19 protein-coding genes are annotated in these 21,431 nt (G+C 57.4%); 13 read left to right on the plus strand and 6 right to left on the minus strand.

Annotated features, from left to right (window positions below; all coding sequences use genetic code 11):
• Positions 1–24 precede the first annotated feature (24 nt).
• The 7 genes from FTW19_RS16260 to FTW19_RS16290 all read left to right on the plus strand — a co-directional run bounded on the left by FTW19_RS16260 (position 25) and on the right by FTW19_RS16290 (position 4,732).
• Entirely contained in the window at positions 25–945 is a 921-nt protein-coding gene (locus tag FTW19_RS16260) for a DMT family transporter (RefSeq protein WP_147648607.1), read from the plus strand.
• A gap of 9 nt (positions 946–954) precedes the next feature.
• The gene (locus FTW19_RS16265) at positions 955–1,878 is read left to right on the plus strand and encodes an HAD-IIB family hydrolase (RefSeq protein ID WP_147648608.1); all 924 of its coding nucleotides are present in this window, start codon (positions 955–957) and stop codon (positions 1,876–1,878) included.
• A gap of 3 nt (positions 1,879–1,881) precedes the next feature.
• Positions 1,882–2,469: an HAD family hydrolase gene (locus FTW19_RS16270; RefSeq protein WP_147648609.1), complete on the plus strand. Its 588-nt coding sequence runs from the start codon at positions 1,882–1,884 to the stop codon at positions 2,467–2,469.
• A gap of 220 nt (positions 2,470–2,689) precedes the next feature.
• The gene (locus FTW19_RS16275; protein WP_187143005.1) at positions 2,690–3,112 is read left to right on the plus strand and encodes a hypothetical protein; all 423 of its coding nucleotides are present in this window, start codon (positions 2,690–2,692) and stop codon (positions 3,110–3,112) included.
• Positions 3,109–3,780 (plus strand): TetR/AcrR family transcriptional regulator, encoded by a 672-nt coding sequence (locus tag FTW19_RS16280; protein WP_147648610.1) that lies wholly within the window; start codon positions 3,109–3,111, stop codon positions 3,778–3,780. The genes FTW19_RS16275 and FTW19_RS16280 overlap by 4 nt, the downstream gene beginning before the upstream one ends.
• 67 nt (positions 3,781–3,847) lie before the next feature.
• Positions 3,848–4,069, plus strand: coding sequence for a hypothetical protein (locus tag FTW19_RS16285; protein WP_147648611.1), 222 nt, complete (start codon positions 3,848–3,850; stop codon positions 4,067–4,069).
• 156 nt (positions 4,070–4,225) lie between these two features.
• Entirely contained in the window at positions 4,226–4,732 is a 507-nt protein-coding gene (locus tag FTW19_RS16290) for a DinB family protein (RefSeq protein ID WP_187143006.1), read from the plus strand.
• Positions 4,733–4,826: 94 nt separating this feature from the next.
• Here the strand turns inward: FTW19_RS16290 and FTW19_RS16295 are convergent, their stop codons facing one another.
• Positions 4,827–5,978 (minus strand): VWA domain-containing protein, encoded by a 1,152-nt coding sequence (locus FTW19_RS16295; RefSeq protein ID WP_246153344.1) that lies wholly within the window; start codon positions 5,976–5,978, stop codon positions 4,827–4,829.
• Between the two features lie 77 nt (positions 5,979–6,055).
• Positions 6,056–6,607, minus strand: a complete 552-nt coding sequence (locus FTW19_RS16300; protein ID WP_147648613.1) for an RNA polymerase sigma factor — start codon at positions 6,605–6,607, stop codon at positions 6,056–6,058.
• A gap of 299 nt (positions 6,608–6,906) precedes the next feature.
• On the opposite strand from FTW19_RS16300, the gene FTW19_RS16305 reads away from it, so the two are divergent.
• Both FTW19_RS16305 and FTW19_RS16310 read left to right on the plus strand, forming a co-directional pair.
• Positions 6,907–8,655 carry a SpoIVB peptidase S55 domain-containing protein gene (locus tag FTW19_RS16305; RefSeq protein WP_147648614.1) on the plus strand — a complete coding sequence of 583 codons (1,749 nt, stop codon included), beginning with the start codon at positions 6,907–6,909 and terminating at the stop codon, positions 8,653–8,655.
• Complete coding sequence (locus tag FTW19_RS16310) at positions 8,656–10,806, plus strand: WD40 repeat domain-containing protein (protein ID WP_147648615.1); 2,151 nt, start codon at positions 8,656–8,658, stop codon at positions 10,804–10,806.
• On the opposite strand, the gene FTW19_RS16315 is transcribed toward FTW19_RS16310, so the two are convergent.
• Positions 10,784–11,767, minus strand: a complete 984-nt coding sequence (locus tag FTW19_RS16315; RefSeq protein WP_147648616.1) for a hypothetical protein — start codon at positions 11,765–11,767, stop codon at positions 10,784–10,786. The genes FTW19_RS16310 and FTW19_RS16315 overlap by 23 nt on opposite strands.
• A gap of 14 nt (positions 11,768–11,781) precedes the next feature.
• Here FTW19_RS16315 and FTW19_RS16320 point away from each other — a divergent pair, with 14 nt between their 5' ends.
• The gene (locus tag FTW19_RS16320) at positions 11,782–12,099 is read left to right on the plus strand and encodes a FliM/FliN family flagellar motor C-terminal domain-containing protein (RefSeq protein WP_147648617.1); all 318 of its coding nucleotides are present in this window, start codon (positions 11,782–11,784) and stop codon (positions 12,097–12,099) included.
• A complete protein-coding gene (locus FTW19_RS16325) occupies positions 12,096–12,356 on the plus strand; it encodes a FliM/FliN family flagellar motor switch protein (RefSeq protein ID WP_147648618.1) in 261 nt (86 codons plus the stop codon). The genes FTW19_RS16320 and FTW19_RS16325 overlap by 4 nt, the downstream gene beginning before the upstream one ends.
• Here FTW19_RS16325 and FTW19_RS16330 read toward each other — a convergent pair.
• Positions 12,316–13,293: a glycosyltransferase family 2 protein gene (locus FTW19_RS16330; RefSeq protein ID WP_147648619.1), complete on the minus strand. Its 978-nt coding sequence runs from the start codon at positions 13,291–13,293 to the stop codon at positions 12,316–12,318. The genes FTW19_RS16325 and FTW19_RS16330 overlap by 41 nt on opposite strands.
• A gap of 387 nt (positions 13,294–13,680) precedes the next feature.
• On the opposite strand from FTW19_RS16330, the gene FTW19_RS16335 reads away from it, so the two are divergent.
• Positions 13,681–14,115 (plus strand): hypothetical protein, encoded by a 435-nt coding sequence (locus FTW19_RS16335; RefSeq protein ID WP_147648620.1) that lies wholly within the window; start codon positions 13,681–13,683, stop codon positions 14,113–14,115.
• 3 nt (positions 14,116–14,118) lie between these two features.
• On the opposite strand, the gene FTW19_RS16340 is transcribed toward FTW19_RS16335, so the two are convergent.
• Positions 14,119–15,999 carry a PQQ-binding-like beta-propeller repeat protein gene (locus FTW19_RS16340; RefSeq protein WP_147648621.1) on the minus strand — a complete coding sequence of 627 codons (1,881 nt, stop codon included), beginning with the start codon at positions 15,997–15,999 and terminating at the stop codon, positions 14,119–14,121.
• Between the two features lie 267 nt (positions 16,000–16,266).
• Between FTW19_RS16340 and ggt the strand changes: the two genes are divergently transcribed.
• A complete protein-coding gene (gene ggt / locus FTW19_RS16345; protein WP_147648622.1) occupies positions 16,267–18,114 on the plus strand; it encodes a gamma-glutamyltransferase in 1,848 nt (615 codons plus the stop codon).
• Positions 18,115–18,171: 57 nt separating this feature from the next.
• Here ggt and FTW19_RS16350 read toward each other — a convergent pair whose 3' ends face one another.
• Positions 18,172–21,063 (minus strand): TonB-dependent receptor, encoded by a 2,892-nt coding sequence (locus FTW19_RS16350; protein ID WP_187143007.1) that lies wholly within the window; start codon positions 21,061–21,063, stop codon positions 18,172–18,174.
• Between the last annotated feature and the right edge of the window lie 368 nt (positions 21,064–21,431).

The following is a 21,431-nucleotide window of genomic DNA, read 5'->3' on the forward strand; positions in this document are numbered from 1 at the left end:
CCTCAGGTGTGCGACATTGAAGAGATGGCCCCTTCACGCAACCGAGCATCAGGATTTCTGGCCTGCGCCGCCGCAGGCACCTTCTGGGGCATGGGTTTTTACTTTGGCAAGATCGCCCTGGCCGAGATGGCAGTAGGGCACATGGTCTTCTACCGCTTCCTGTTCGCCACCCTGGCCATGCTTCCCGTCGTGCTGACACGGCGGCCGGGACTCTCGCGCCCCGAATGGGGCATATTGCTTCTCGGCACCTTTCTCGGGATTCCTCTGCAATTCCTCCTGCAGTTCAAGGGACTCTCTCTCACGACCGTTTCCCATGCCGCGCTGATGGTGGGCACGATGCCGGTCATTCTGGCCGTTGGGGCTACTCTCTTTGCGCACGAGCGTCTTGACTGGGTCGGCTGGTCTTCCCTGGCCGTCTCCACCACAGGTGCGGCACTCATCGCTACTGGAGGACGCCACAGCCACGCTGCAGGCGATCCCACACTTGCCGGCGACATGCTGGTGGTTCTATCACTGCTGATCGCTCTTTTCTGGGTTCTGTGTAACAAACGACTCATGGGAAGTCATTCCGCACTGGTGGTCACCGCCTACAGCCTGTTGAGCGGCATGCTGATGCTCTGCCTGATTGTGCCCGCCATGTATGGGTTGCCTCCGGTGCATGGCGTCTCTTTGAAAGCCTGGCTCGCTCTCGCCGCCAGCGGCCTTTTGTGTACGGCTGCCTCCACCTTTCTGTGGAACTATGGCATCGCCCATGTTCCTGCATCACAAGCCGGCGTCTTTCTCAACATGGAGCCGCTCATGGGCTCCATCCTCGGCGTTACTCTTTTGAGAGAGACACTAGGACCTACCGGCATCACAGGCGGCATGCTGATCCTCATCGCCGCCATCACCCTTACCACCAAGTCCAGGGCTCGCGTCAAAGAGCCGGACTGCATCCCCACCTAGAGAGTTCGCTTGCAGCAATCACCACGCCTCATCGCCATCGATATTGACGGCACCCTGCTCCCCCCGGAGGGCAAAGTCACGCAACGCACCATCGATGCGTTGCTGCGTGCCCAGGAAGCCGGCATTCATATCGCCATTGCCACCGGCCGGCGGCACTGCTACGCGCTGCGCGTGCTGCGTGAGATCGGCCTGGCGCCCCACAATACCCTTATCTCTTCGAACGGAGCCGTGCTGCGCAATTTCAACCACGAGTTGCTGCATCGCTCCACGCTTGCCCGTGATACGTCCATCTGGCTCGCACAGCATCTCGCCGACTTCCGCAACACGCTGGTTCTCACCTTCGACCTTGTCGGCCCCGACGGCGAAGATGCCCGCGGCGCCCTCGTAGTTGAGCACCTCGATCACCTGCACCAGTCCATCAGTCGCTGGATGGTCGCCAACGAACCTTATATCTCCCACGTCAACCCAATCGAAGATGCTCTCACCGGCGATTCGCCAATTCAGGCAATGCTCTGCGGCACTATCGATCACATGCAGCAAGCGGAAGCTCACCTGCTCGCGCATGAGCATGTTTACTCCGCCAATCACGATGCCCACGAACGGCTGCACACGGCTCGTGTCGCCATCCATCGTACGGAGTATCCCGAGCGTGATCTCTGTATCGTCGACATTCTTCCCGCAGGCTGCTCCAAAGGCATTGCTCTGGAGCGACTCGCCCGCAGCCTGAATCTTCCCATGGGGCAGACACTCGCTGTCGGAGATAACTGGAACGATCTTTCGATGCTGCAGACCGCCGGGAGCGCCGCTCTGATGTCCAACGCTCCACCGGAGCTACTCGCTCTTGCGCGCCGGCACGGATGGCGCATTCTGCCATCACATGCGGAGGACGGCGTCGCACATCTTCTGGAAGATCTGCTCGGTACGGCAAAATAGAGTATGGACACGAATGCTCTCGCCCTCCCAGCCGGAAACTTCAAAGCCTACCTTTTTGACATGGACGGCACTATCGCCGATACCATGCCGCTGCATTTCGTCTCCTGGACGCAGGCCGTGGAAGAGGCCGGCGGCACTTTCCCGGAAGACCTTTTTTATGCCTGGGGCGGCGTTCCCCTCATCGGGGTGGTGGAGAATCTGAATCGGCATTTCGGCTATAAGCTCGACCCGGCCGCGGTTGCCCATCGCAAGGAAGACCTGTATCTCAGCATGCTGGACCAGGTCACTCCCGTAGCCTCGGTGCTCGAACATGTCCATGCGCAGTATGGCAAAATCCCGTTCGCCATCGTCTCAGGATCTCCGCGCGATTCCATTCGCCGTACGCTCACCACGCTTAATCTGCTGAGCTACTTCCCTGTCATCGTGGGTGCTGAAGACTACAAGCAAGGCAAACCCAATCCCGAACCCTTCCTGACCGCCGCCGCGCGGCTAAACGTCGAGCCGGTAGATTGCCTCGTCTTCGAGGACGCCGATGCCGGTATCCGTGCCGCCGAGGCTGCCGGAATGCAATGGGTCCACGTCCCGAGCTAGCGCATTTTGCTGGGTATCCCGGAAGAGAAGTGCAGCGGCGTTTTCATTGCGGAAAACGCCCATAGATGTGGAAGCCCGACATTGCACCTACAGGGAAAAGGCTCTACCGTCCCACCCTGCAATTCTGAACCTGTTCAAAAATTTGCGACCATAGTGTTCCTTGGCCGCATCTATTAAACTGAACGCGTTCAGTAAGACGCGCCGAAAGGAGAACCAAACCATGTATCTCGTCGGTTGCTATATCGCCTATCTGCTGCTCAGCCTTGTCACTGTCGTCTGGGTCGCACGGACCCTTCATAAGAATGGCCGCGTCTTTCTGCTCGACGCTTTTCACGGCAACACCGGGTTGGCCGATTCTGTGAATCATCTCCTCGTCGTGGGCTTCTATCTCATCAACATCGGCTATGTGACGCTGGCTCTTCGCGAGGGCAATCCGGTCACAAATATGCAGCAGGCCATTGAGTTGATCAGCACCAAGATCGGAACCGTTCTGCTGATTCTGGGTCTGATGCACTTCTTCAACATCTTTCTCTTCAACCGCGCACGCAAGGCGGCACGCCATCCCAAGACACCCGCGGAACAGGCATACTACACTCAACGCTTTGCGCCCCAGCAGGCAGAACCGCAGACCAACACACAATGACCACCAAGACGCAGAAATCCGAAGAGACGCGGGCGCTGATCCTCTCCACGGCGCTCGCTCTCTTTCGCGAGCAAGGCTTTGAAAAAACCACCATGCGCGAGATCGCCGCTGAAGCCGGCGTCGCCCTGGGAGCAACGTATTACTACTTCGCCTCCAAAGATGCGCTTGTTCTTGCCTTCTATGCTCAATCGCAGGCGGAGCTTGAGCCGCTGCTCTCCGAGGTGCTTACTCGCAAGCATAAAAACCTTCAGGCACGCCTGCATGCTCTCATCACGACCAAGCTCGAATACTTCCGGCCGAACCGTTCTCTGCTCTCAGCCCTGGCGGCCCATACCAACCCCGGCCACTCGCTCTCTCCCTTCAGCGAAGACTCTCGGGCTATCCGGGAGCGCGATGTTCAAACCTTCCAACAGGCGCTCGATGTCGATAAGGTGAAATACCCGGCCGACCTGGCGCCCCACCTCCCGGCCGTGCTTTGGATCTACCAGATGGGCATCATCCTTTACTGGGTCTACGATCCGAGTCCCGCGCAGCGGCGCACTTTCAAACTCCTGGACAAGTCGTTGCCGATTGTCACGAGGCTCATTCAGATCTCTACGCTTCCGCTGATGAAGCCGCTCCGCAAACTCACGGTTGAGTTGCTTGAAACTATCTATGGCCCTGACTAGAGCGTCGTGAACGCCCTAGCAACCCCGCACACGGTTCTCCCCTCTCATCTCCCCCAGGAGATGGATTATGTCGCATAGACCCAACCTTGTCCGAGGGCTTCTGATTGGCGCCACTGCCGGTATTGCCGCAACCCTCGTCATGGATCAGTTTCAGAAATTTGCGGACGCCGGACAGAAAGCAGTCGAAAAGCAAAAGAAGCTTGCGGAAGGCGAGTCGGAGTGGGCGATTGCGCATGAACACCGGTGGCGGAACTGCCTTCGGCACACTTCTCTTCCTGGGTGCGGATGAGATCGTAGTACCTGCCTTCAAGCTATCTCCACCGCCCAACATGACTCCAGTAGGCTCACACCTGCAACACTGGGCTGCTCACGTTGTTTTTATGGAGGAACCCTGGAGCTGGCACGCAATCTGCTCCGCCACATCGCATGAAGCACAATGGAAGGTATGGCACAGGATCTCGCTGGTACCTTCCTCTCTTTTTCAGAACGCCGCATGGGACTTGCGGTAAAGAACATTCACGACTGCATCGCCCGGCTCACTGACGATCAGCTTTGGCAGCGCGGCGGCGACCATGAAAACTCCGTTGCCAATCTCCTGCTGCACTTGGCCGGGAACATCCGCCAGTGGATTATGCATGGCGTCGCGGGACATCCTGACATTCGTCAGCGCGACGAAGAGTTTTCCCTTACGGTTCGTCTGCCGCGTGAGGCCGTACTGCGCATCTTCGACACAACACTGGAGGAAGCGCGCAGCATCATCGCCACTCTGCCGCACGATGATCTGATGACGATCACCGACCCGCAGCCGGGCGCCAGCTGGGGAGCCGTCACCAAGTTAGAAGCCATCTACCTGGTCGTCGGCCATCTGCAGCAGCACACCGGTCAGATCATTCTGCTTACCAAACAGATGACCGCCACGGATCTGGACCTTACGATGCCAAGAAGGCGCTAAAAAGCGCGGTGGAACTGTTGAATAGTTGAATGGTCGCTTCGCGTTCAGAACTGAGCGAACGCGGCTTCACTATTCAACCATTCAACTATTCCAACTATTCAACTTCTCTACGTGCTGTATAACCATCACGCGCGATGATGGAGTACTTGAGCTGCTTACCCTTTTCATCGATCATCTTCAGTGGCTGGCCCTCGTTATCGACCAGAGTCACCTTGATCTTGCGATAGCTGCCGTCCTGGTTGGGGTTAGAGGGCTTATAGCTCAACACGTACTGGTTGCGGATGGAATCGTTGATCGACGCGAAGATATCCGGCAATGCTCCCTGGAACTGTGGGAAGAACGACAGGCCGCCTGTCATCGAGGCAAAGGTCTTCATCTGATTGTCGGCCTGCAGGTAGTCCAGCCGCTGGATGCCGCCCATACCGGGCTCAGCCATCGTACGCACTAGCTGGCCGGTGCCGATGGCGAAGATAGTGACATTCGGCGTGGCCTTGATCTTCTTCAGAATGGTGTCGAGGTTGATCTTGGAGAAGGTATCGCGTCCGCTGCCCACCAGGACGATGTACTTACGGCCTTCGATACGGCTCACGCGGTCCAGCGTCTCATACAGCGCGTCAAATAGATTCGTGTCGCTGAACCCCGGAATCGTCAGGGTCTGCAGCGCCTGCAGGGTCATCATTTTGTCTTTGGTGAAGTCAGTCAGGATGCGGGTGCGGAGGTCGTAGGTGATGACGGCAATATAGTCATCCTCTTTCAAGGAGCGGAAGAAGGCCGCAGCCGTATTCTGCATGTCCTGGATGAAGTACCAGTTGTTCGCGGCGAACTCCAGCAGCATCACCGCCGTGATCGGAGCCTTCATCGTCCGTAGATCGCTCACCGGCTGCGGTACACCGTCCTCGGTCACACGGAAGTTGCCCACCTTCAGCCCAGGGACAAACTGCCGGTTCTTATCGAGCAGTACGCTTACATCCACGGTCACCACCGGCACATTGACGCGGATGACCGGAAGATCCAATCCCTTTGGATTCTTGATCTTCTCCTCGGCGGGAGCTGGGGGCGGAGGCGCCTTGTCGTCTTTCGGCTGCTTCTTTTTCAGCACAATGCCGTCATTCTGCTGCACCGGGCCGCTGTCATCTCCTGTGGGCGCCGGCGTCGTCGGCTGCTGTTGCGCCACAACTGTACCTGCAGACAAAACAATTCCCAGAAATGCAGCAACTGCCAAACGGATGAGATCTCGCATGTTCATCGATATCGACTCTACTCCACTCGCCGCTCAAAGGTGTACCGAGGGCAGACGGAGTATCCCATCCGTGTAGACGAGCTTTAAACGGAAATGTTCTGCGAGCGGCAGGTGCAATCGATGCAGCCATGCTCGGAGCAGGCGCCACAAGTCCTGGTCAACTGCTTCCGCAGCGCTGCCCTTGCCCGATGAGCCCTAACGGCGGCATTTCCGGCCGAGATTCCCTGTTCTGCCGCAAACTGCTGCAATGGCCTCTCCCCAAGATCGACGGATTTCAATAGACCAGCGTAATTCGCTGGGAGCTGATCCAGCACTTTGCTAAGGCACGCACAGATTTCATTTCGAAGCTCGGGAGCTGGAACCACCTCGGCTTCCATCTCTTTCCCCCAGGCCGAAAGCGCCTTGCTCTCCGTCGTCTTACGACGGTACTGGTCGATGACGGCATTGCGAAGGATTCGGTAAAACCATGCCACCACAGACTCTTCGTCCTGCGGCGTCCCTTCGGACTTCAGGGCGCGCAGGTAGGCGCCCTGAAGCAGGTCCTCGGCAAGCTCCTGGTCCTGGACGCGGCGACGCACAAACCCCAGGAATTGCTGCCTATGCGACAAAAGCGTATTCAGATTTGTCTCAGTCATCACAAATATTGGATTATTACCGCGGAGGAAGGAACCACCCCCCCGCGGTTCGGTTCGGCTCTAACGGCGGCTGGCGCAGTTGCAAATCGGGCAGGTGCAGCTGCTTCCGCAGGGGCAATTGTCACATTTCAGACGCATTGGACTCTCCTTTCGACCGGGGCCATCCCGGTTTCTGTCCGTAAAGACGCAGAGGACCGTTACCGATTACACTTCGTCGTCAAGTTACCTGTGACACTTCTTCGCTAACTGGCCGAAAAACGATCCGTCGAATCTCGTACACTGCTCTTTAAGTTAAACCGATGTTTCGTGCCGCTCTCGCTTTCGTCCTGGTCACCCTCCCGCTGACCTCAATTAGCCAATCAGCGGGCACGGCTCCGCCTACGACCACGAGTTTCTATCCGCTCGGAGATGTTCACCGCGGCCAGCATGCCACCGCATGGACGGTTTTCGAGGGGATCACGCCTGAACCGATGGATGTTGAGATCCTCGGCCTGCTCCGCAACGCCATCGGGCCGGGACAGGACATGATCCTGGCACGGCTGCATGGTGCAAAGCCGGAGTACACCGGCGTAGTTGCCGGTATGTCCGGATCTCCGGTGTATATCGACGGCAAGCTCCTCGGTGCACTCAGCTACCGGATCGGCCAGTTCAGTAAGGAACCCATCGCCGGCATCACGCCCATTGAGCAGATGCTGCAGGTACGCAACTCGGCTCTACCTGTGATTCCTGCCACACCGGCTACCACCTCAGGAGCCCCGGATCCTACGCTCCGGCCAACATCCACCTCAGGTGAGATTGTCCCGATGGAGACCTCACTCGTCTTTACCGGCTTCTCGCAGGACACTGTCGCGCTTTTCCAGGATCGCTTCACCTCGCTAGGCCTGCACCCCGTAGCGGGCATCGGTTCGGCGTCGCCTGGAGAGAAACAGCCGGAGCCGATCGTGCCCGGCTCGGCCGTTTCAGCCGTGCTTGTCGATGGCGATCTCTCCATCGCCGGCACATGCACGGTCACGTATGTCGACCCGAAGCAGTTGCTCGCCTGTGGTCATCCGATCACGCAATACGGCAACATCTCCATGCCGATGACGAAGGCCCAGGTGCTGGCCACGCTTTCGTCGCCCCTGAACTCCTTCAAGATCGTGAATACGACGGAGACCGTTGGCGCCTTCACCCAGGATCGCGCTTCGGCTATCCTCGGTCAGTTCGGTCAGACCGCGGAGATGATCCCGGTCACAGTTGCAGTTAATGGCGGCAAGCCGATGCACTTCCGGGTCCTCAACAACCGGGAGCTCACTCCTCAGGCTCTGCTGGCCTCGGTATATCAGGCAATCCACGGAACCAATACCTACGCGTCGGAGCTCTCCTATCGGGTGGGTGGAACGATGAGCCTCGCCGGTTATCCGCCGGTAAGCTTCTCGACTGTCGCCGCGCAGACGGAACTTGCTCCCGCTGCGATTGTTGCGGCTCTCGCCGTCAATGATCGCTTCCAGCCCATCTACAACTCTCCGGCCGAGCAGCCAACGATCACCGGTCTGAACCTGAGAGTAGAGACGCTTCCCGGTCGCCGTACAGCCCAGCTCGAAGCGGCCCGCCTCAGCGTCGTCGAGGCCTCCCCTGGCGATGAGATTACCGTCGAGACGACGGTCACTCCCTATCAGAGCGCCGCGAGAATCATTCGTATCCCGGTAAAGCTACCCTCCACGCTCGACCCCGGTCCAGTGCGCATCCTGGTCTCAGATGGAGCGACTCTCGACCGTCTGCTTGCCCAGCAACTTCCCTCGTCACTCCCCCTGCGCGACACCATCGCGCAGCTCAATGAGCGGCATCCAAACGACCGGGTATACGTGACCGTGCTGGACCACGCAGCTCAGGCGGTCATCAATGCGCAGGCGCTACCCCAGGTCCCACTCTCCATCGCCAACATCTACCAGCCGCTTCAGGACTCGCGGCGTATGAACCTCAACGGAGAAAGCCTGCGCGAAGCCGGCTCAGCCCCCACCGATAACGCCCTGACCGGTTCCCAGGTTCTGACTTTGAATATCCGCTAAATGAAGCTAAAGATTCTATCTCTCCTGCAAATTGCTACTGTAACTACACTTAGCGCTCAAGGAACACGTCAGTGGACTCAGTCCCGCTATGACGAATTCGAACGTGGCAAACCGAGCGGGGTGGCCATACGCTCTGACGGCAGCCTGTTGCCGGCGCCGTCCACTCGCCTGGTCTTTACCAGTGATGGCAATTACCTTTGGACCGCGGCGGTAGATGCAGCCGGCAATACGTATCTGGGAAGTGGAGCTCTTTCTGGCGGAACCGCGGCCGTCCTAAAAGTAGATGGTCAAGGAAAATCCGAAAAGATATTCGAAACAAAAGAGATGGCTATCCAGGCGGTGCGCATCGCCGCAAATGGAAAGCTCTATGCCGCGACATCTCCGGACGGCAAGATCTATCGGATTGATGGCCCCGGCCAGTCGTCGGTGGTCCTCGATACGGCCACTCTTCCCGAGAAACCCAAGTACCTGTGGGATATCGCTCTGTCCTCGAAAGGCGACATTTACGTTGCGACCGGAGCTCCGGCAGCCGTCTATAAGCTGACTGCCGGTGGGAAACCCGAGCTCCTGCTCAAGTCCGGCGACCAGCATATTCGCTGCCTGCTGCTCGGCCCTGACGGAACACTCTATGCGGGCTCTGATGGCGCGGGCGTGATCTACCGCATCAAGCCGGGCGAGAAGCCATTTGCAATTTATGACGCACCGCGGCATGAGATTACGGCCCTGGCACTCGGGCCCGACGGCATGCTCTATGCGGCAGGCGTCGGCGACAAGCGCAGCCCCAACCTTCCTCCCCTGCCCGTCCAGGGAAATCAAGCCGTCTCGGTCACCATTCTTCCCGGCTCGGCTAACGCCGCATCCTCGAACACCCTGATCCCCGAGGGATCAGAGATCTACCAGATCGCTCCGGACGGAACGCCACGCCGGCTGCTGACGCTGCGCGAAGATGTGATCTACGCCCTCACGATGCGCAGCGGCCAGCTGCTCATCGCCACCGGCAATCGCGGCCGCATCTACTCCACGGACCCTGCGGTTCCCGGCGTCTTCACAGATGTCGCCCACCTGGACGCCTCTCAGGGAATGGCTTTCACTCCGACGGCAACGGGAGTCTACATCGCCACCAGCAACTCGGGCCGGCTGTTCCGCCTGGAAGACAAGCCAGCAACGAGTAACACCTATCTTTCCGATGTCTTTGACGCCGGTGTCTTTTCGCAGTGGGGCCGGATCGAGCTGCGGGGCTCCCAAGCGGCAGAACTCTACCTCCGCTCCGGGAATGTCGAGAACCCTGAAATCAACTGGACCGACTGGATAAGGGTCACTCCAAATACCAAACCTTCCGCATTAACGAATGCTCGCTATACCCAATGGAAGGCGGTACTTAGCCCCGATTCAAGAATCGACTCCGTCACATTGAACTACCTTCCAAAAAACCTGGCTCCAATGGTCGATGATCTGGTCGTGCAGGCAGGAGCGCGCATGAATCCGCAACCTGCGGGCCAAGGCCAGACGGTACAGATCACCTTCCCGCGCGCGAGTGTGAATCCTGGTTTCGTCATTCCTCAGGACCCGAACCCTCCCTTGATCGCGCAGAAGGACAAGAACTCGATTACAGCTCGCTGGGCCGCCCATGACGATAACGGCGACGATCTGATGTATTCGATCTATTACCGGGGAGACAACGAGACGGCCTGGCGATTGTTGAAAGACCAGGTCAACGAGAAGTACTACTCATGGGATGCAGCGCAGCTTCCGGACGGAGGCTATACGCTGCGGGTGGTTGCATCTGATGCGCCCAGCCACAATCCCGGAGAGACGCTCGCGGGAGAACGGGTCAGTGAACGTTTCGAGGTCGACACCACGCCTCCTGTTCCAGGCCAGTTGACTGCAACGATGGCGAATAACCAGATTCACGCCTTACTGGAAGCAACCGACGCCACTTCAGCTATTGATCATGCCGAGTATTCGCTCGATGCGGGACCGTGGCAGTATCTGGAACCTGCGGGCAAACTGTCGGACTCACCTACGGAGCACTACGACTTTACCCTGCCAATAACCGGATCAGCGGCTGAACACACCCTGGCGGTGCGGATCTACGACCGGTTTGAAAACGTAGCGACCGCGAAGACGGTTATTCGGTCCGCCGGTCGATAAGGTGAGCGCCTCGGCGCTCACCTACGGCGATTGCACTGGCCGTCCAGACTCGTTCGCCGGAGATGACAAAGAGGAAGTCTGTGCCTTCATTGATTCCGGTGCGCACGATGGCGCCCGGCTCCAGCCCGACGATCTCCTGGGCGCTGACTTTGAAAGGGAGGGTTTCGAGGGCCCCCTCAATATTCATGTTGGAAAGGCGCGTACGTAGAATCTGCCGTGTTGCTGGATTCTGCACCCTCTTACTGTCCTGCCGCACCAGTTCGCGCAGCACCGTTTCGCTGACCGCGGTCGCTAGAGCGATCTGCATCACACCGCTCATGTTGCCGATGTGCATCCGGTAGGTGACGCAGAGCATGTCTTCTGTACGGGGAAAAAGTCTGCCCAGGGTAGCGGGAAGAATGCGCTGGCCATACTCGCTGCGCAAACCGCACTGCGCCCAGAGCTGATTCAACTCTCCACAGAGGCGAGTCATCAGAATGTCCATGATCGCCACATCAATATCGGTCAGCTCGCGGGGCTCTTCAATCTCGTCCGAGTCCACCCCTCCAAGTCCGAGATGAATCACGGGGGCAATCAGCTTCAGCTCCATTGAAATGATGGCTGCGCCTTCCACGGGGGAGAAATGGCAGAACGAAAAATAGGTGTGGTCGACATCGATGTTTTCGAGCAGGGTCGTAAAGACCTGGCGCTCGGCCCCCATCATGCTGATCTGGACATTGGCTCCCAACCAGGCGGAGAGACTCAGGCTGAACGTTCGTGAAAACGCCTGGTTCAGCTCCTGAAGGGCCTGCATCTGCGCCTTCGTGATCGTCTTCCGGGTTGCCAGGTTAAGTGTTGTTGGGGAGTTTGTCGTGCCCATGCCCATATCGATACACATGAAGGGCCATGTCTGGGCCGGGAAGTTGAGAGATCTCTTATTAAGGACGCCTAAGACCTGAATCGGCGGAATGGCACCGCACATGCTCCGCTACCGGTATGGAAAGCGTAATCGAGACCGAACACCCCGGCTCCCCCGAACTTGGAGCAAGCGAGCAGAACCCGGCTCCGGAAGAGTGGACTTCCCTGGCGCACCTGTCAGTGCCACTCTCGGTCTCGATCCCTCTCCCTCATATCTCCCTTGGGGGGTTGATGGCACTGGCTCCAGGTCAGGTCCTTGTGAGCCACTGGCCCACCAACCACGATGTTCCCCTGAGTGCCGGCGAGGTATTTGTGGCGATGGTCGACTTTGAACGGGTGGGAGATCAGCTTGGTGTTCGTCTTTCCGGTTTCCAGATGAAAGCGCAGACGACATGAGCGAAAAATTCCATGACCTGCGCCTGCCGTTGACCCTATGCTTCGGCACGCGAAACATGCCGTTGGGAGAGGTGCTGGAACTCACCCAGGGCGATGTATTTTCTCTGGAAAGGACGCTCGACGAACCTGTCCGCATCCTTGCCGGAGGAAAAGAGATCGCAAAAGCAGAGGTCGTGGCGGTGGACGGCAATTACGCCGTCCGCATCCTGTCCACTACTACTGCATCAGAGACTCTTCAGACGAGCGCGAACGAATAACCTGGTCCACGGCATACGGCGCGCGATGCTGCGTCGAATGGAAGTGGCGCACCTGCAGTTCGCCCAGCAGACCGATACCGATCATCTGAATACCGGCCAGGACGAGCACACCGGCGAATCCCATCGCCGGTCCATGTGCGGCCATGATGTGCTGGTGCAGAAAAAGCTTAAGCACGGCGAGCCAGAGCGCAATGGCTCCCCCGGTGACAAACCCCGCCAGACCGATACGGCCGAAGAAATGCAGCGGCCGGGTCATGTACTTCAACAGGAAGCGGATCGTCAGCAGATCGAAGAAAACGCGGATCGTGCGTGAGATGCCGTAGTGACTCTTGCCATGCTCGCGATTGCTGATCTTAATCGGCAACTCACAGATGCTGGCTCCATACCAGCTTGCAAGTGCGGGGATAAAGCGGTGCATCTCCCCATAGAGCGGGATGGACTGAATCAACTCGCGGCGGTACGCCTTGAAGGTTGTGCCGAAATCGTGGATCTCTACACCGCTGAGGCGCGCCATCGCCCAGTTGGCGATACGTGACGGAATCTGCCGCATGACGACATTGTCGAGGCGGCGGGCGCGCCATCCGCTGACCACGTCGTATCCCTCCTCCAGCTTGGCGAGGAAGAGCGGAATCTCCGCGGGATCATGCTGCAGATCCCCGTCCATGGAGAGGATAAAGTCTCCCTGGGAATGATCGAACCCGGCAGCCAGCGCCGAGGTCTGGCCGAAGTTGCGTCGCAGCTTGATCACGACGACGCGGCTATCGACTGCGGCCACCTCACGCAGCAAACGGTAAGTGCGGTCGCGCGAACCATCGTCCACGAAGACAAGCTCAAAGCTGTCACCGACCTGCTCCATCACCGCTTTCAGACGGTCATACAGCGCGGTGACACTCTCTTCTTCATTGTGAAACGGCACGACGACGGAGTATTTAGGCACGATTGTTAGTTTACGCCTTTGGGGCCGCCTTTGCTGGAATCTGAGCGTTTCATCAAGCGCAGATTTTCCCGTGCCCTTTGTCTTCCGTCATTCCAGCAGCCGGCTAGAGCGTTTTCCCTGTTACTGGGTATCCCGTGAGAGGGCGTGCAGCGGCGTTTTCATTGCGGAAAAACGCCCATAGATGCGGGAGCCCTACTCTTACACCTACAGGGAAAATGCTCTACGATTCTCTCCTCGCGCCACTCTCCCTGGTCTGAAGAAAATCCGCTCCTCCGCCACAAGTTGACGACGCGCCCTGGCATAAGTCCCAGAAAAGAGGTCCTCAAGTAGGTTCCACCCCGTGGACAAAGGCCACCTGCCCTCTGGCATCATGGAGACAGATATCCTATGGCTCGCAAATTTATCGCCGCCGCGGTCGCAATTCTTCTTCTGTGGTTTGGCTACGTCGGCTATACCAACTGGCGCAAATCCCATTCCATGGCGAACGGCGAAATTACTTCTGTCAACGACGGAAATACCCAGACAGCGACTCCTGCCGCAAGCGAGCCTGAAAAACCGAAGACGCCGACGACAACCTTTGCCGCCCCTTCCTCCTCGACTCAGCCGATCGTGATTCAGCCATCAGCGCCTCTGACGGACTCTCAGCAGCCTAATGCTGTAAATGGCGCCCGTTTTGCCGGCTCCGGCAAATACCAGGTCTACCGTCAAGGCAATATCACGTACCGGATCGACACGGAGACAGGCCAGGAGTGCATCCTGCTTGCCACCAACGAAGAGTGGAAGAAACCGCAGGTCTACCAGCGCGGCTGCAAGACGAAATAAGAGCTACTCTGCCAGCTCGAAAGCCAGCAATACATTTCCCCGTTGCGGTCCGCCGAAAAGATCGGCTGATCCTGAGGTAACAAAAAGCATTCCCCCGACAACTACAGGACCCGAGGCCCCTCCCATACCTCCGCCTTTTGCTTCGACCTGATTGACCGTATCGAAGACACGGTTGGTGTCATAGCTCCAGAGCGACTGCCCCGTGGCGGCTGAGTAGGCGTGCAAGGCGCCGCTCGACGATCCGGAAAAGACGATACCGGGAATGACTGTAGCCGGTGCCTGTGCTCCAAGCGGAGGATCTGCCCGCCATATGACCTCCCCCGTGGCCAGCTTGACGGCGGCCATGCCGAACTTACCTCCGCCGCGAGTAACCGGGAAATAAGCATGCTCCCTGTCGGCGGCCGAGCCCCATTGCATGCCGCCGCCACCGTTCTCAAAGCTCGCGGTAAGCTGCCTGTTCCAGACAAGCTCTCCTTGTTTTTCAGGATCGAGGGCCCAGGCATTGCCATCCTTCTGCCCGACGACAATCAAAGGACGTCCGTCCGGGAGTGTGCGCAATATAGGCGAGTTACCGAAGTCCACATCAGGCCCAAGCGAATCGGGGCATGTCTCGGAGCGCTGCGTCAGCGATACATTCGGCCGATACTTTCCCGGGCAGTCGCGCACATAGTGATCGTTCGCCAGCATCTGGTGAGCCCAAAGCCGCTTTCCGGTACGCATATCGAATGCCAGGATCGCATCTGTCTCGTGCGCCGCAGGCTCGGTATATCCATTGCCCGTGGCGACGTAGATGGCATTGCGTTTCAAATCGAGCGTCGGTGACGACCACAAACCCGCGCCGGCAGGCGCCCAGAGCTGCGTACCGATCGATGTCTTCCGAACGGGATGCGGCTCATCCTGAATCGTGTAGCTCTTCCAGATTAGTTTTCCGGTTGTAGCTTGATAGGCAGCGAGCGATCCGCGAAAAGTGCAGCAGGGATAGTTGGCATTTCCTCCTCCAGACTCTTCTAGAGAAGAAATCGGGACAAAGAGCGTTCCGCGGTAAAGCACCGGAGCACCGGTAATACGGGCCAACGGATGCGTGTCGGTGCGCATTATCCATAGCTTCCGCCCGGAAAGTGCATCGACAGCATAGATATTCCCTTTGATGTCACCGAAGTAGGCAACCTCTTTCGCACCAGTTCCCTTCCCGGGTCCGATGACGATCGCTGTACGCACACCGGCGTTCGCGCGGAAGGACCAGAAGACACATCCACTCTTCGCGGCAATGGCGTATACGTACCCTGTATCAGAACTCACGAAGACCCGTCCGCCAACTACCGTCGGCTGCGTATATGCGGAGTTGCCATTCGGAAATCCGAATGCCCACTTGAGCTTCAATCTCGCAACATTCTGTGGGCTGATGGAAGTCTTCTGCTGATAGCGTGCATTCGTCCCATCCGCCCCCCATCCATTCCACTCAGTGGATGAAGAATCCTTCGCGGCGGTCGATACTTTGCACCGGTTCGGCATCTGAGTCGCGTCGCCGGCGGGAGAAGAAGCGAAAGGCCGCCCGGCTACATACACCGCCATGACACGCTTCTGAATCTCTGTGAGGTCAGCGGCATATTGCGTCATGGAGCCTTCGCTGATGCTTTTGAAGATATCTTCCGCGGTGAACCGGTTCAATTCATAACGGTCTGGAATGCCAGCGCGATGTGAATCATGACACCCGGCGCAACGCGCCGAAAATACATAGATTCCCAAGTTCGTCCCCTGAGGATGGATCAGATCATTCGCCGCATTCGGTGCAGCGGGACTCAATTGCGCAAGCGACACGACAGCGGTGAGCAGCATGGAAGCTGCCGGGGCGGCGAACGATGCGGTCTTCATTTCGCTCAGCATACGTTGCAGCTGCAACACGATCTATTCGATTTAATCGATCAACATAACGAAAAGCAGAATGAATGCCGAGGCTGTCTGCATGTGCGCAACAATCGAATTCCTTGCTGATACTGATCGGGATTTTGTCGCGATAAGAAAATGATTCTGCGGGGCTTATCCAGCAGAGCGAAAGTGTTTGTCTCATTAGCCAGCTTCGGTCTACGATGGCCGCACACCGGCTTGATTTCAGGACAACAATCTCATATCGAACGTTAGGAGCCTTGCTTCATGAAACGTCGTCATCGTGCCGTACTCTCTCTTGGCGTTGCAGCCCTCTCCTTTGCCTGCACCTCGCTGCTGACAGCCCAGGACCCCGATGGCGGCGGTGGACGAGGTCGTCCGCTGCCGGCATATCGTCCTAGCGTTCCCGCGATCCATGGCCTGGTCGCCGCCGGGCATCCGCTCGCAGCCATGGCCGGGCTGCAGATGTTATTGAAGGGCGGCAATGCATTTGACGCTGCGATCGCAGTGGGCACAACACTCAACATGATGGAACCGCAGATGAACTCGATTGCGGGTAACGGCTTCATGACGATCTATGAGAAGAAATCCGGGAAGATTCTCTCGCTGGCTATGGCCGCAGGAGCACCGCTTGCGCTGAGAGCCGAAGAGATGACTCCTGAGACGTTGGACTGGGGCGTGAAAGCAGGTTTGCCACCTGGGAATATCGGCGGCTATCTCGTACAGTTCCAGAAATACGGAACCATGAGTCTAAAAGATGTACTGGCGCCTGCGATTGACTATGCCGAACATGGATATCCGATGGACCGCACACTAGCAGCGGCGATTGCAGGTGCGCAGAAGCGGCTGATGCAGGCTCCAACTACGGCAAAGCTATTCTTTCCCGGCGGAAAGACACCGAAGGCCGGAGATACTTTCAAAAACCCCGATCTCGCCAATACCCTGAAAAAGCTGGTGGAAGCCGAACAAGCAGCATTGAAGAAAGGTAAGTCCCGCCAGGATGCTATCCAGGCCGCGTACGACCGTTTCTACAAGGGCGATATCGCTGAGGAGTTCGAACGTTTCTTCAAGGAGAACGGCGGCCTGATCACCAAAGTCGACATGGCTGCAGTCAAGCCGGAGTGGTCTGAACCTTTACACATCACCTATCGAGGCTACGACGTTTACAGCAATCCATCTTCGAGCCGTGGGGGCTTCGAGTTGGAGATGGCGCTTAACCTTGTAGAACCTTATGATCTGGCGAAGATGGGCAACATGAGCCCGGAAGCGTTGAACCTTGAAATGGAAGCAATCAAGGTCTCCAAGGCGGATATCTACCACTACGTTGCCGACACCCGAACGACAAAGGTCCCGGTCGGGCAGCTTCTCTCCAAGGAGTTCGCGGTAGAACGAGGCAAGCTGATCCAACCGGGTAAGGCCATCACCTACCCTTCGTGGGGTGAATTATCGAAAGGCACAGCCACTGCCCAGGCGGCTCTGGAGCGCCCGAAAGGCCCACTCTTTCACGATGACTATGAGATCGAGCGGGACACGACGAGCTTCTCGATTGTCGATCCCTTCGGCAACGCCATCGCCTGCACACCGACCATCGGCGGCGGATTCGGCAACGGTGTGGTTGTCGGAAATACCGGTCTGCTGTTGAACAATGGCATGCGCCTTGGCTCAACCTCGCCCTATCCCGACAATGTGAACTATGTGAAGCCGGGTCAGCGGCCCCTCCTCAACAACTCTCCCGTGATTGTGTTGAAAGACGGCAAGCCAGCGTTTGTCTATGGCACACCCGGGGGAGAGACTATCGGTCAAACCGAGTTCGAGATGCTGGTGAATCTCATCGACTTCAAGCTACCTGTGCAACAGGCAGTTGAAAACCCGCGCTTCGCCGTAGACGCCAAACCCAACTTCTATAAGCCGGACTCTGAGATATCGATCACGATCGAGAACCGTGTCCCTGCCAAAACCACAGAAGCACTGAAGGCCATGGGATACATCCTCAAGCCCGGAGGCGACTTCACAGCGGCTGTCGGCGGCATGCAGGCCATTGCCATCGATCCTGTTACTGGACAGATGACTGCCGGCGCAGATCCCCGGCGCACCGGCTATGCCGTCGGTTGGTAGATCCGTAGGACGGTAAAGGGGCCGCTCCGAAGAGCGGCCCTTTTGGTATTTCTATCCCTAATATCGGAACCGAGTACCCCACTGTAACTGCCGCGGATCGAGTGCGGCTGTTGGAATCATGTACGAGCTGGAATTCATAGAGGAGTTTGGCGAGTAACGGGTTGGATGGTTTGCCAGATTGAAGCCCTCGAAGAAACCTTCCAGAACCATGCGGTCACCAAGGTGAAACACCTTGGTAATACGAGCGTCCCAAGTTAACGTCGCATCCGGTACAAGGTCGGAACGAGCAATGGTCCGCGTGGCTCCGGCCAGAGAGCAGGTAGCCGTAGCGTAGTACAGAAACGCGCAGGGTCTGGTGCGATAGGCGTTGATGATGCCCAACTGGCCGTCGATGTCCCCTCGTCCCACGTACTGCGACAATCCGCGGGGTCTGTCGTTTGTGGCCTGTCCGTCGCCATCAAGGTCATATCCCGCGGAGGTCGCATAAGGGCTTCCCGAAAGGCCGCGGAAGATCGTGCTCATTTTAAATCCATGAAAAAACTCCTTCGACGCCGCCGAGATACTGAGGTTGTTGGGAGTATCCGTCGGGTTATAGGAGTAGTTCTGTGGCGTACGCTGCGTTCCGACGTACTGCGAATAGTAGGTCGTGGAATTGATCATCGAGCGAGAGTATGCATACGAAACCACGAGTGTTTCCAAGTACTTTGGACGTGTACGGTACTGCAGCTCCAAAGCATCGTAACGAGATGAGCCATCGTTGAAGACCGAACCGAACTGGCTAAACCTCGATACCGGCCGTGATGCCAGGCTCGTTCCCGACGGCAGTGTCGTCGATGTATTTGGAAGCTTGATCACCCCTGTTGCCGGCAGGTTGAGATCGTGAGTTGCAATCTCACGTGCCGTACGGTCATGAACAAACGTCACGTTGAGCGATGACTTGTTATCGATCTGCCAACCGACACCGACGGTGTAGCTCATGGTGTATGGCAGCGCAAAATTATTTGCGAGCGTATTCGCTGCGCGTGCGCCACCAGTGTTCACATAGTCATCCAGTGACTTTCCATTCAGGACCGCAGGAATGTTCGGGTAGTTCTTCAACTGGTTCGGGTCTGTAATATTGACGGCAGCGCCGAGCGTCTGCGTCTGGTCCTGCAACCCCCAGTAAGGCCGCATACGGGTCTGATAGATCCCGAAGCCACCTTTGACGATCAACTTGCCCCGCCCATCCACGTTGTACGCGAAACCGAAGCGTGGCTGCATGCCACCGACAAAGTCACTCCCGCGATCGGAGCTGATGAAGCTGTTGATACCGGCGAAGAATGAATTGTTCAGCAGGCCGGTATAGAACTTATTGTTTCTCAGGTTTGTATTGAAGTCGTACCGAAATCCGAGATTGAGCGTCAGGCGAGGTGTGGCCTTGAAATCGTCCTGAATGAATGCCGAATACTGCAGTTGGCGGTAGTAATAGTTCCCGTTTGATTGCTGAACAAATAGGGTTGGCCAGGTCGCCGAGTTGTTGATGTCAAATGGAGCATCTGTGGTGAAGGTGAACTGGCCGTGCTCATAGTAGTGGGACTGATAGGTGCTGTAGACCTTGGTTGCTTCACCCCCTATCTTGATATCGTTCTTCGCTCCGGAGAGAAAAAGTGTGTCGCCGATCGTGTGATTCGTACGTGGAAAGTACTGCGGGAGTGTCGGATTCTGGCCAAAGGAATAGCTTGGGCGCACGACCTCTGTGTCGTAGTTCGACGGAGTTGTGAAGAGGTTGTGCGACAGATAGTAGTACCGCGCCGTGTTTACGATCTTCGGGCTGATAACGTAGTCGTCTTCAAAGACCAGGCTGTGAGCGATGCTGTTGTCCGTTGTATTGTTTGCCGAGTTTACCGGACCTCCGCTCGGAAGGTACTGGTGGTCATAGGCATATCGTGCGTATGCTGAGTGGCTTGCACTGAAGGTGTGATCGACCTTTGTATCGCCAATGCTCTCCCACTGGGTGAAAGGAAAGTTCCCATTCTGCTGCGCCGCAAATGAATTGGAGCCAGGCAAAGCCGTAATCTGGGCGGAACCGATACGAAGGTACTCAAAGCTGCCGAAGAAGTGCGTTCCGCTGAGCTTCGGGACCGGACCGCCCGTCGTCGCTCCAGTGCGCAACAGGGTGTACGGAGGCTTGGTCGTAGCCATCGCGTTGGTTGCGTTCAGATTGGCATTACGGCCGAAATAATACATCGTTCCGTTGTATTTGCTACCGCCTGACAGCGTGACAACATTCACAACAGCGTTCAGTGCGTGACCGTACTGGGCATCAAACTGATGCTGATAAACCTTGAATTCCTGAATCGCGTCCTGAGAGATGTTGATGATCGGCGTTCCCCAGGTTGAGTCGTCGAGGGGTGTACCGTCAATGATGGTGGTATAGCCATTGCGCTGATCGGCATTTCCGCCAAACTTTGATACAGCAAACTTCTGCGTGATGCTCATGGCGCCGATCGGAGCAACCCCGGGCATGGTCTGTGCCACCGCGAGGAAACTTCGATTGAGGACGGGAAGCACTGCGAGCTGACGGTTGTCGACGACAGCGGACGGCTGTGATTTTGTCGTTTCGATCAACGTGTCTGCGCCGCCGGCCTCCACCGATACAACTTCGGAAGTACCCGCTGTTCCCAACTCCATGTCAGCGGTAAGTTCGGACCCGACTAGCAGCTCAACGGTCTTTTTGCTATTGCCGAATCCCTTTGCCTGAACGGCGATGCTGTACTGCGCCGGTGGCAGATTCACGGCCCGGTACTCTCCCTGCGATCCACTCTCCAGAATGCGCGCCTCGCCCGTAGCGAGATTCGTGATCGTAACCGAAGCTCCAGCGATCACGGCGCCCGTCGTATCTTTTACGCTGCCGGAGAGATTTGCTCCCACCTGCGCGTGGCCGCAGATAGCTCCTGCGATGCAAATCATGAATATGACCATTGTGCGAGCGACTTGGTGTCGCAGCAAACCTGGGGAAAACCGGAGCAATTGCGGCATGGGACCTCCTGAATGAGCAAAAATTGGGACCCCTCGGAGCATCTACTCCGGTCCCTGTGTTTTGGACATGGCCTGGCTGAACGGCGCCGAGGGATACGGCGAGCGTCAAATCGCACTAACTGACACTGCAACGACGTGATGCGAACAGCAGCACTTCAGGCTCGGTTGCCAGATAGATCAACTTGGAATGATTCGAGCTGCCACAGCGAAAGAGGATGCTGCGCTTCGTCTTACGAGCAACAGAGACACAGAAACATGGGGACCGCGCCTTCGACTGCCGACTCTTGTTTCATGGATGA

The sequence above is a fragment of the Terriglobus albidus genome, assembly GCF_008000815.1.
GTDB classification, from domain to species: domain Bacteria; phylum Acidobacteriota; class Terriglobia; order Terriglobales; family Acidobacteriaceae; genus Terriglobus; species Terriglobus albidus_A.

Excerpts from the sequence above, each read along its gene's own strand:
- FTW19_RS16295 (WP_246153344.1), bottom strand. The coding sequence starts at position 5,978 with ATGAACATGCGAGATCTCATCCGTTTGGCAGTTGCTGCATTTCTGGGA.
- FTW19_RS16260 (WP_147648607.1), top strand. The coding sequence starts at position 25 with ATGGCCCCTTCACGCAACCGAGCATCAGGATTTCTGGCCTGCGCCGCC.
- ggt (WP_147648622.1), top strand. The coding sequence starts at position 16,267 with ATGAAACGTCGTCATCGTGCCGTACTCTCTCTTGGCGTTGCAGCCCTC.
- FTW19_RS16340 (WP_147648621.1), bottom strand. The coding sequence starts at position 15,999 with ATGCTGAGCGAAATGAAGACCGCATCGTTCGCCGCCCCGGCAGCTTCC.
- FTW19_RS16275 (WP_187143005.1), top strand. The coding sequence starts at position 2,690 with ATGTATCTCGTCGGTTGCTATATCGCCTATCTGCTGCTCAGCCTTGTC.
- FTW19_RS16270 (WP_147648609.1), top strand. The coding sequence starts at position 1,882 with ATGGACACGAATGCTCTCGCCCTCCCAGCCGGAAACTTCAAAGCCTAC.
- FTW19_RS16325 (WP_147648618.1), top strand. The coding sequence starts at position 12,096 with ATGAGCGAAAAATTCCATGACCTGCGCCTGCCGTTGACCCTATGCTTC.
- FTW19_RS16305 (WP_147648614.1), top strand. The coding sequence starts at position 6,907 with ATGTTTCGTGCCGCTCTCGCTTTCGTCCTGGTCACCCTCCCGCTGACC.
- FTW19_RS16310 (WP_147648615.1), top strand. The coding sequence starts at position 8,656 with ATGAAGCTAAAGATTCTATCTCTCCTGCAAATTGCTACTGTAACTACA.
- FTW19_RS16290 (WP_187143006.1), top strand. The coding sequence starts at position 4,226 with ATGGCACAGGATCTCGCTGGTACCTTCCTCTCTTTTTCAGAACGCCGC.
- FTW19_RS16285 (WP_147648611.1), top strand. The coding sequence starts at position 3,848 with ATGTCGCATAGACCCAACCTTGTCCGAGGGCTTCTGATTGGCGCCACT.
- FTW19_RS16280 (WP_147648610.1), top strand. The coding sequence starts at position 3,109 with ATGACCACCAAGACGCAGAAATCCGAAGAGACGCGGGCGCTGATCCTC.
- FTW19_RS16335 (WP_147648620.1), top strand. The coding sequence starts at position 13,681 with ATGGCTCGCAAATTTATCGCCGCCGCGGTCGCAATTCTTCTTCTGTGG.
- FTW19_RS16320 (WP_147648617.1), top strand. The coding sequence starts at position 11,782 with ATGGAAAGCGTAATCGAGACCGAACACCCCGGCTCCCCCGAACTTGGA.
- FTW19_RS16350 (WP_187143007.1), bottom strand. The coding sequence starts at position 21,063 with ATGATTTGCATCGCAGGAGCTATCTGCGGCCACGCGCAGGTGGGAGCA.
- FTW19_RS16300 (WP_147648613.1), bottom strand. The coding sequence starts at position 6,607 with ATGACTGAGACAAATCTGAATACGCTTTTGTCGCATAGGCAGCAATTC.
- FTW19_RS16315 (WP_147648616.1), bottom strand. The coding sequence starts at position 11,767 with ATGTGCGGTGCCATTCCGCCGATTCAGGTCTTAGGCGTCCTTAATAAG.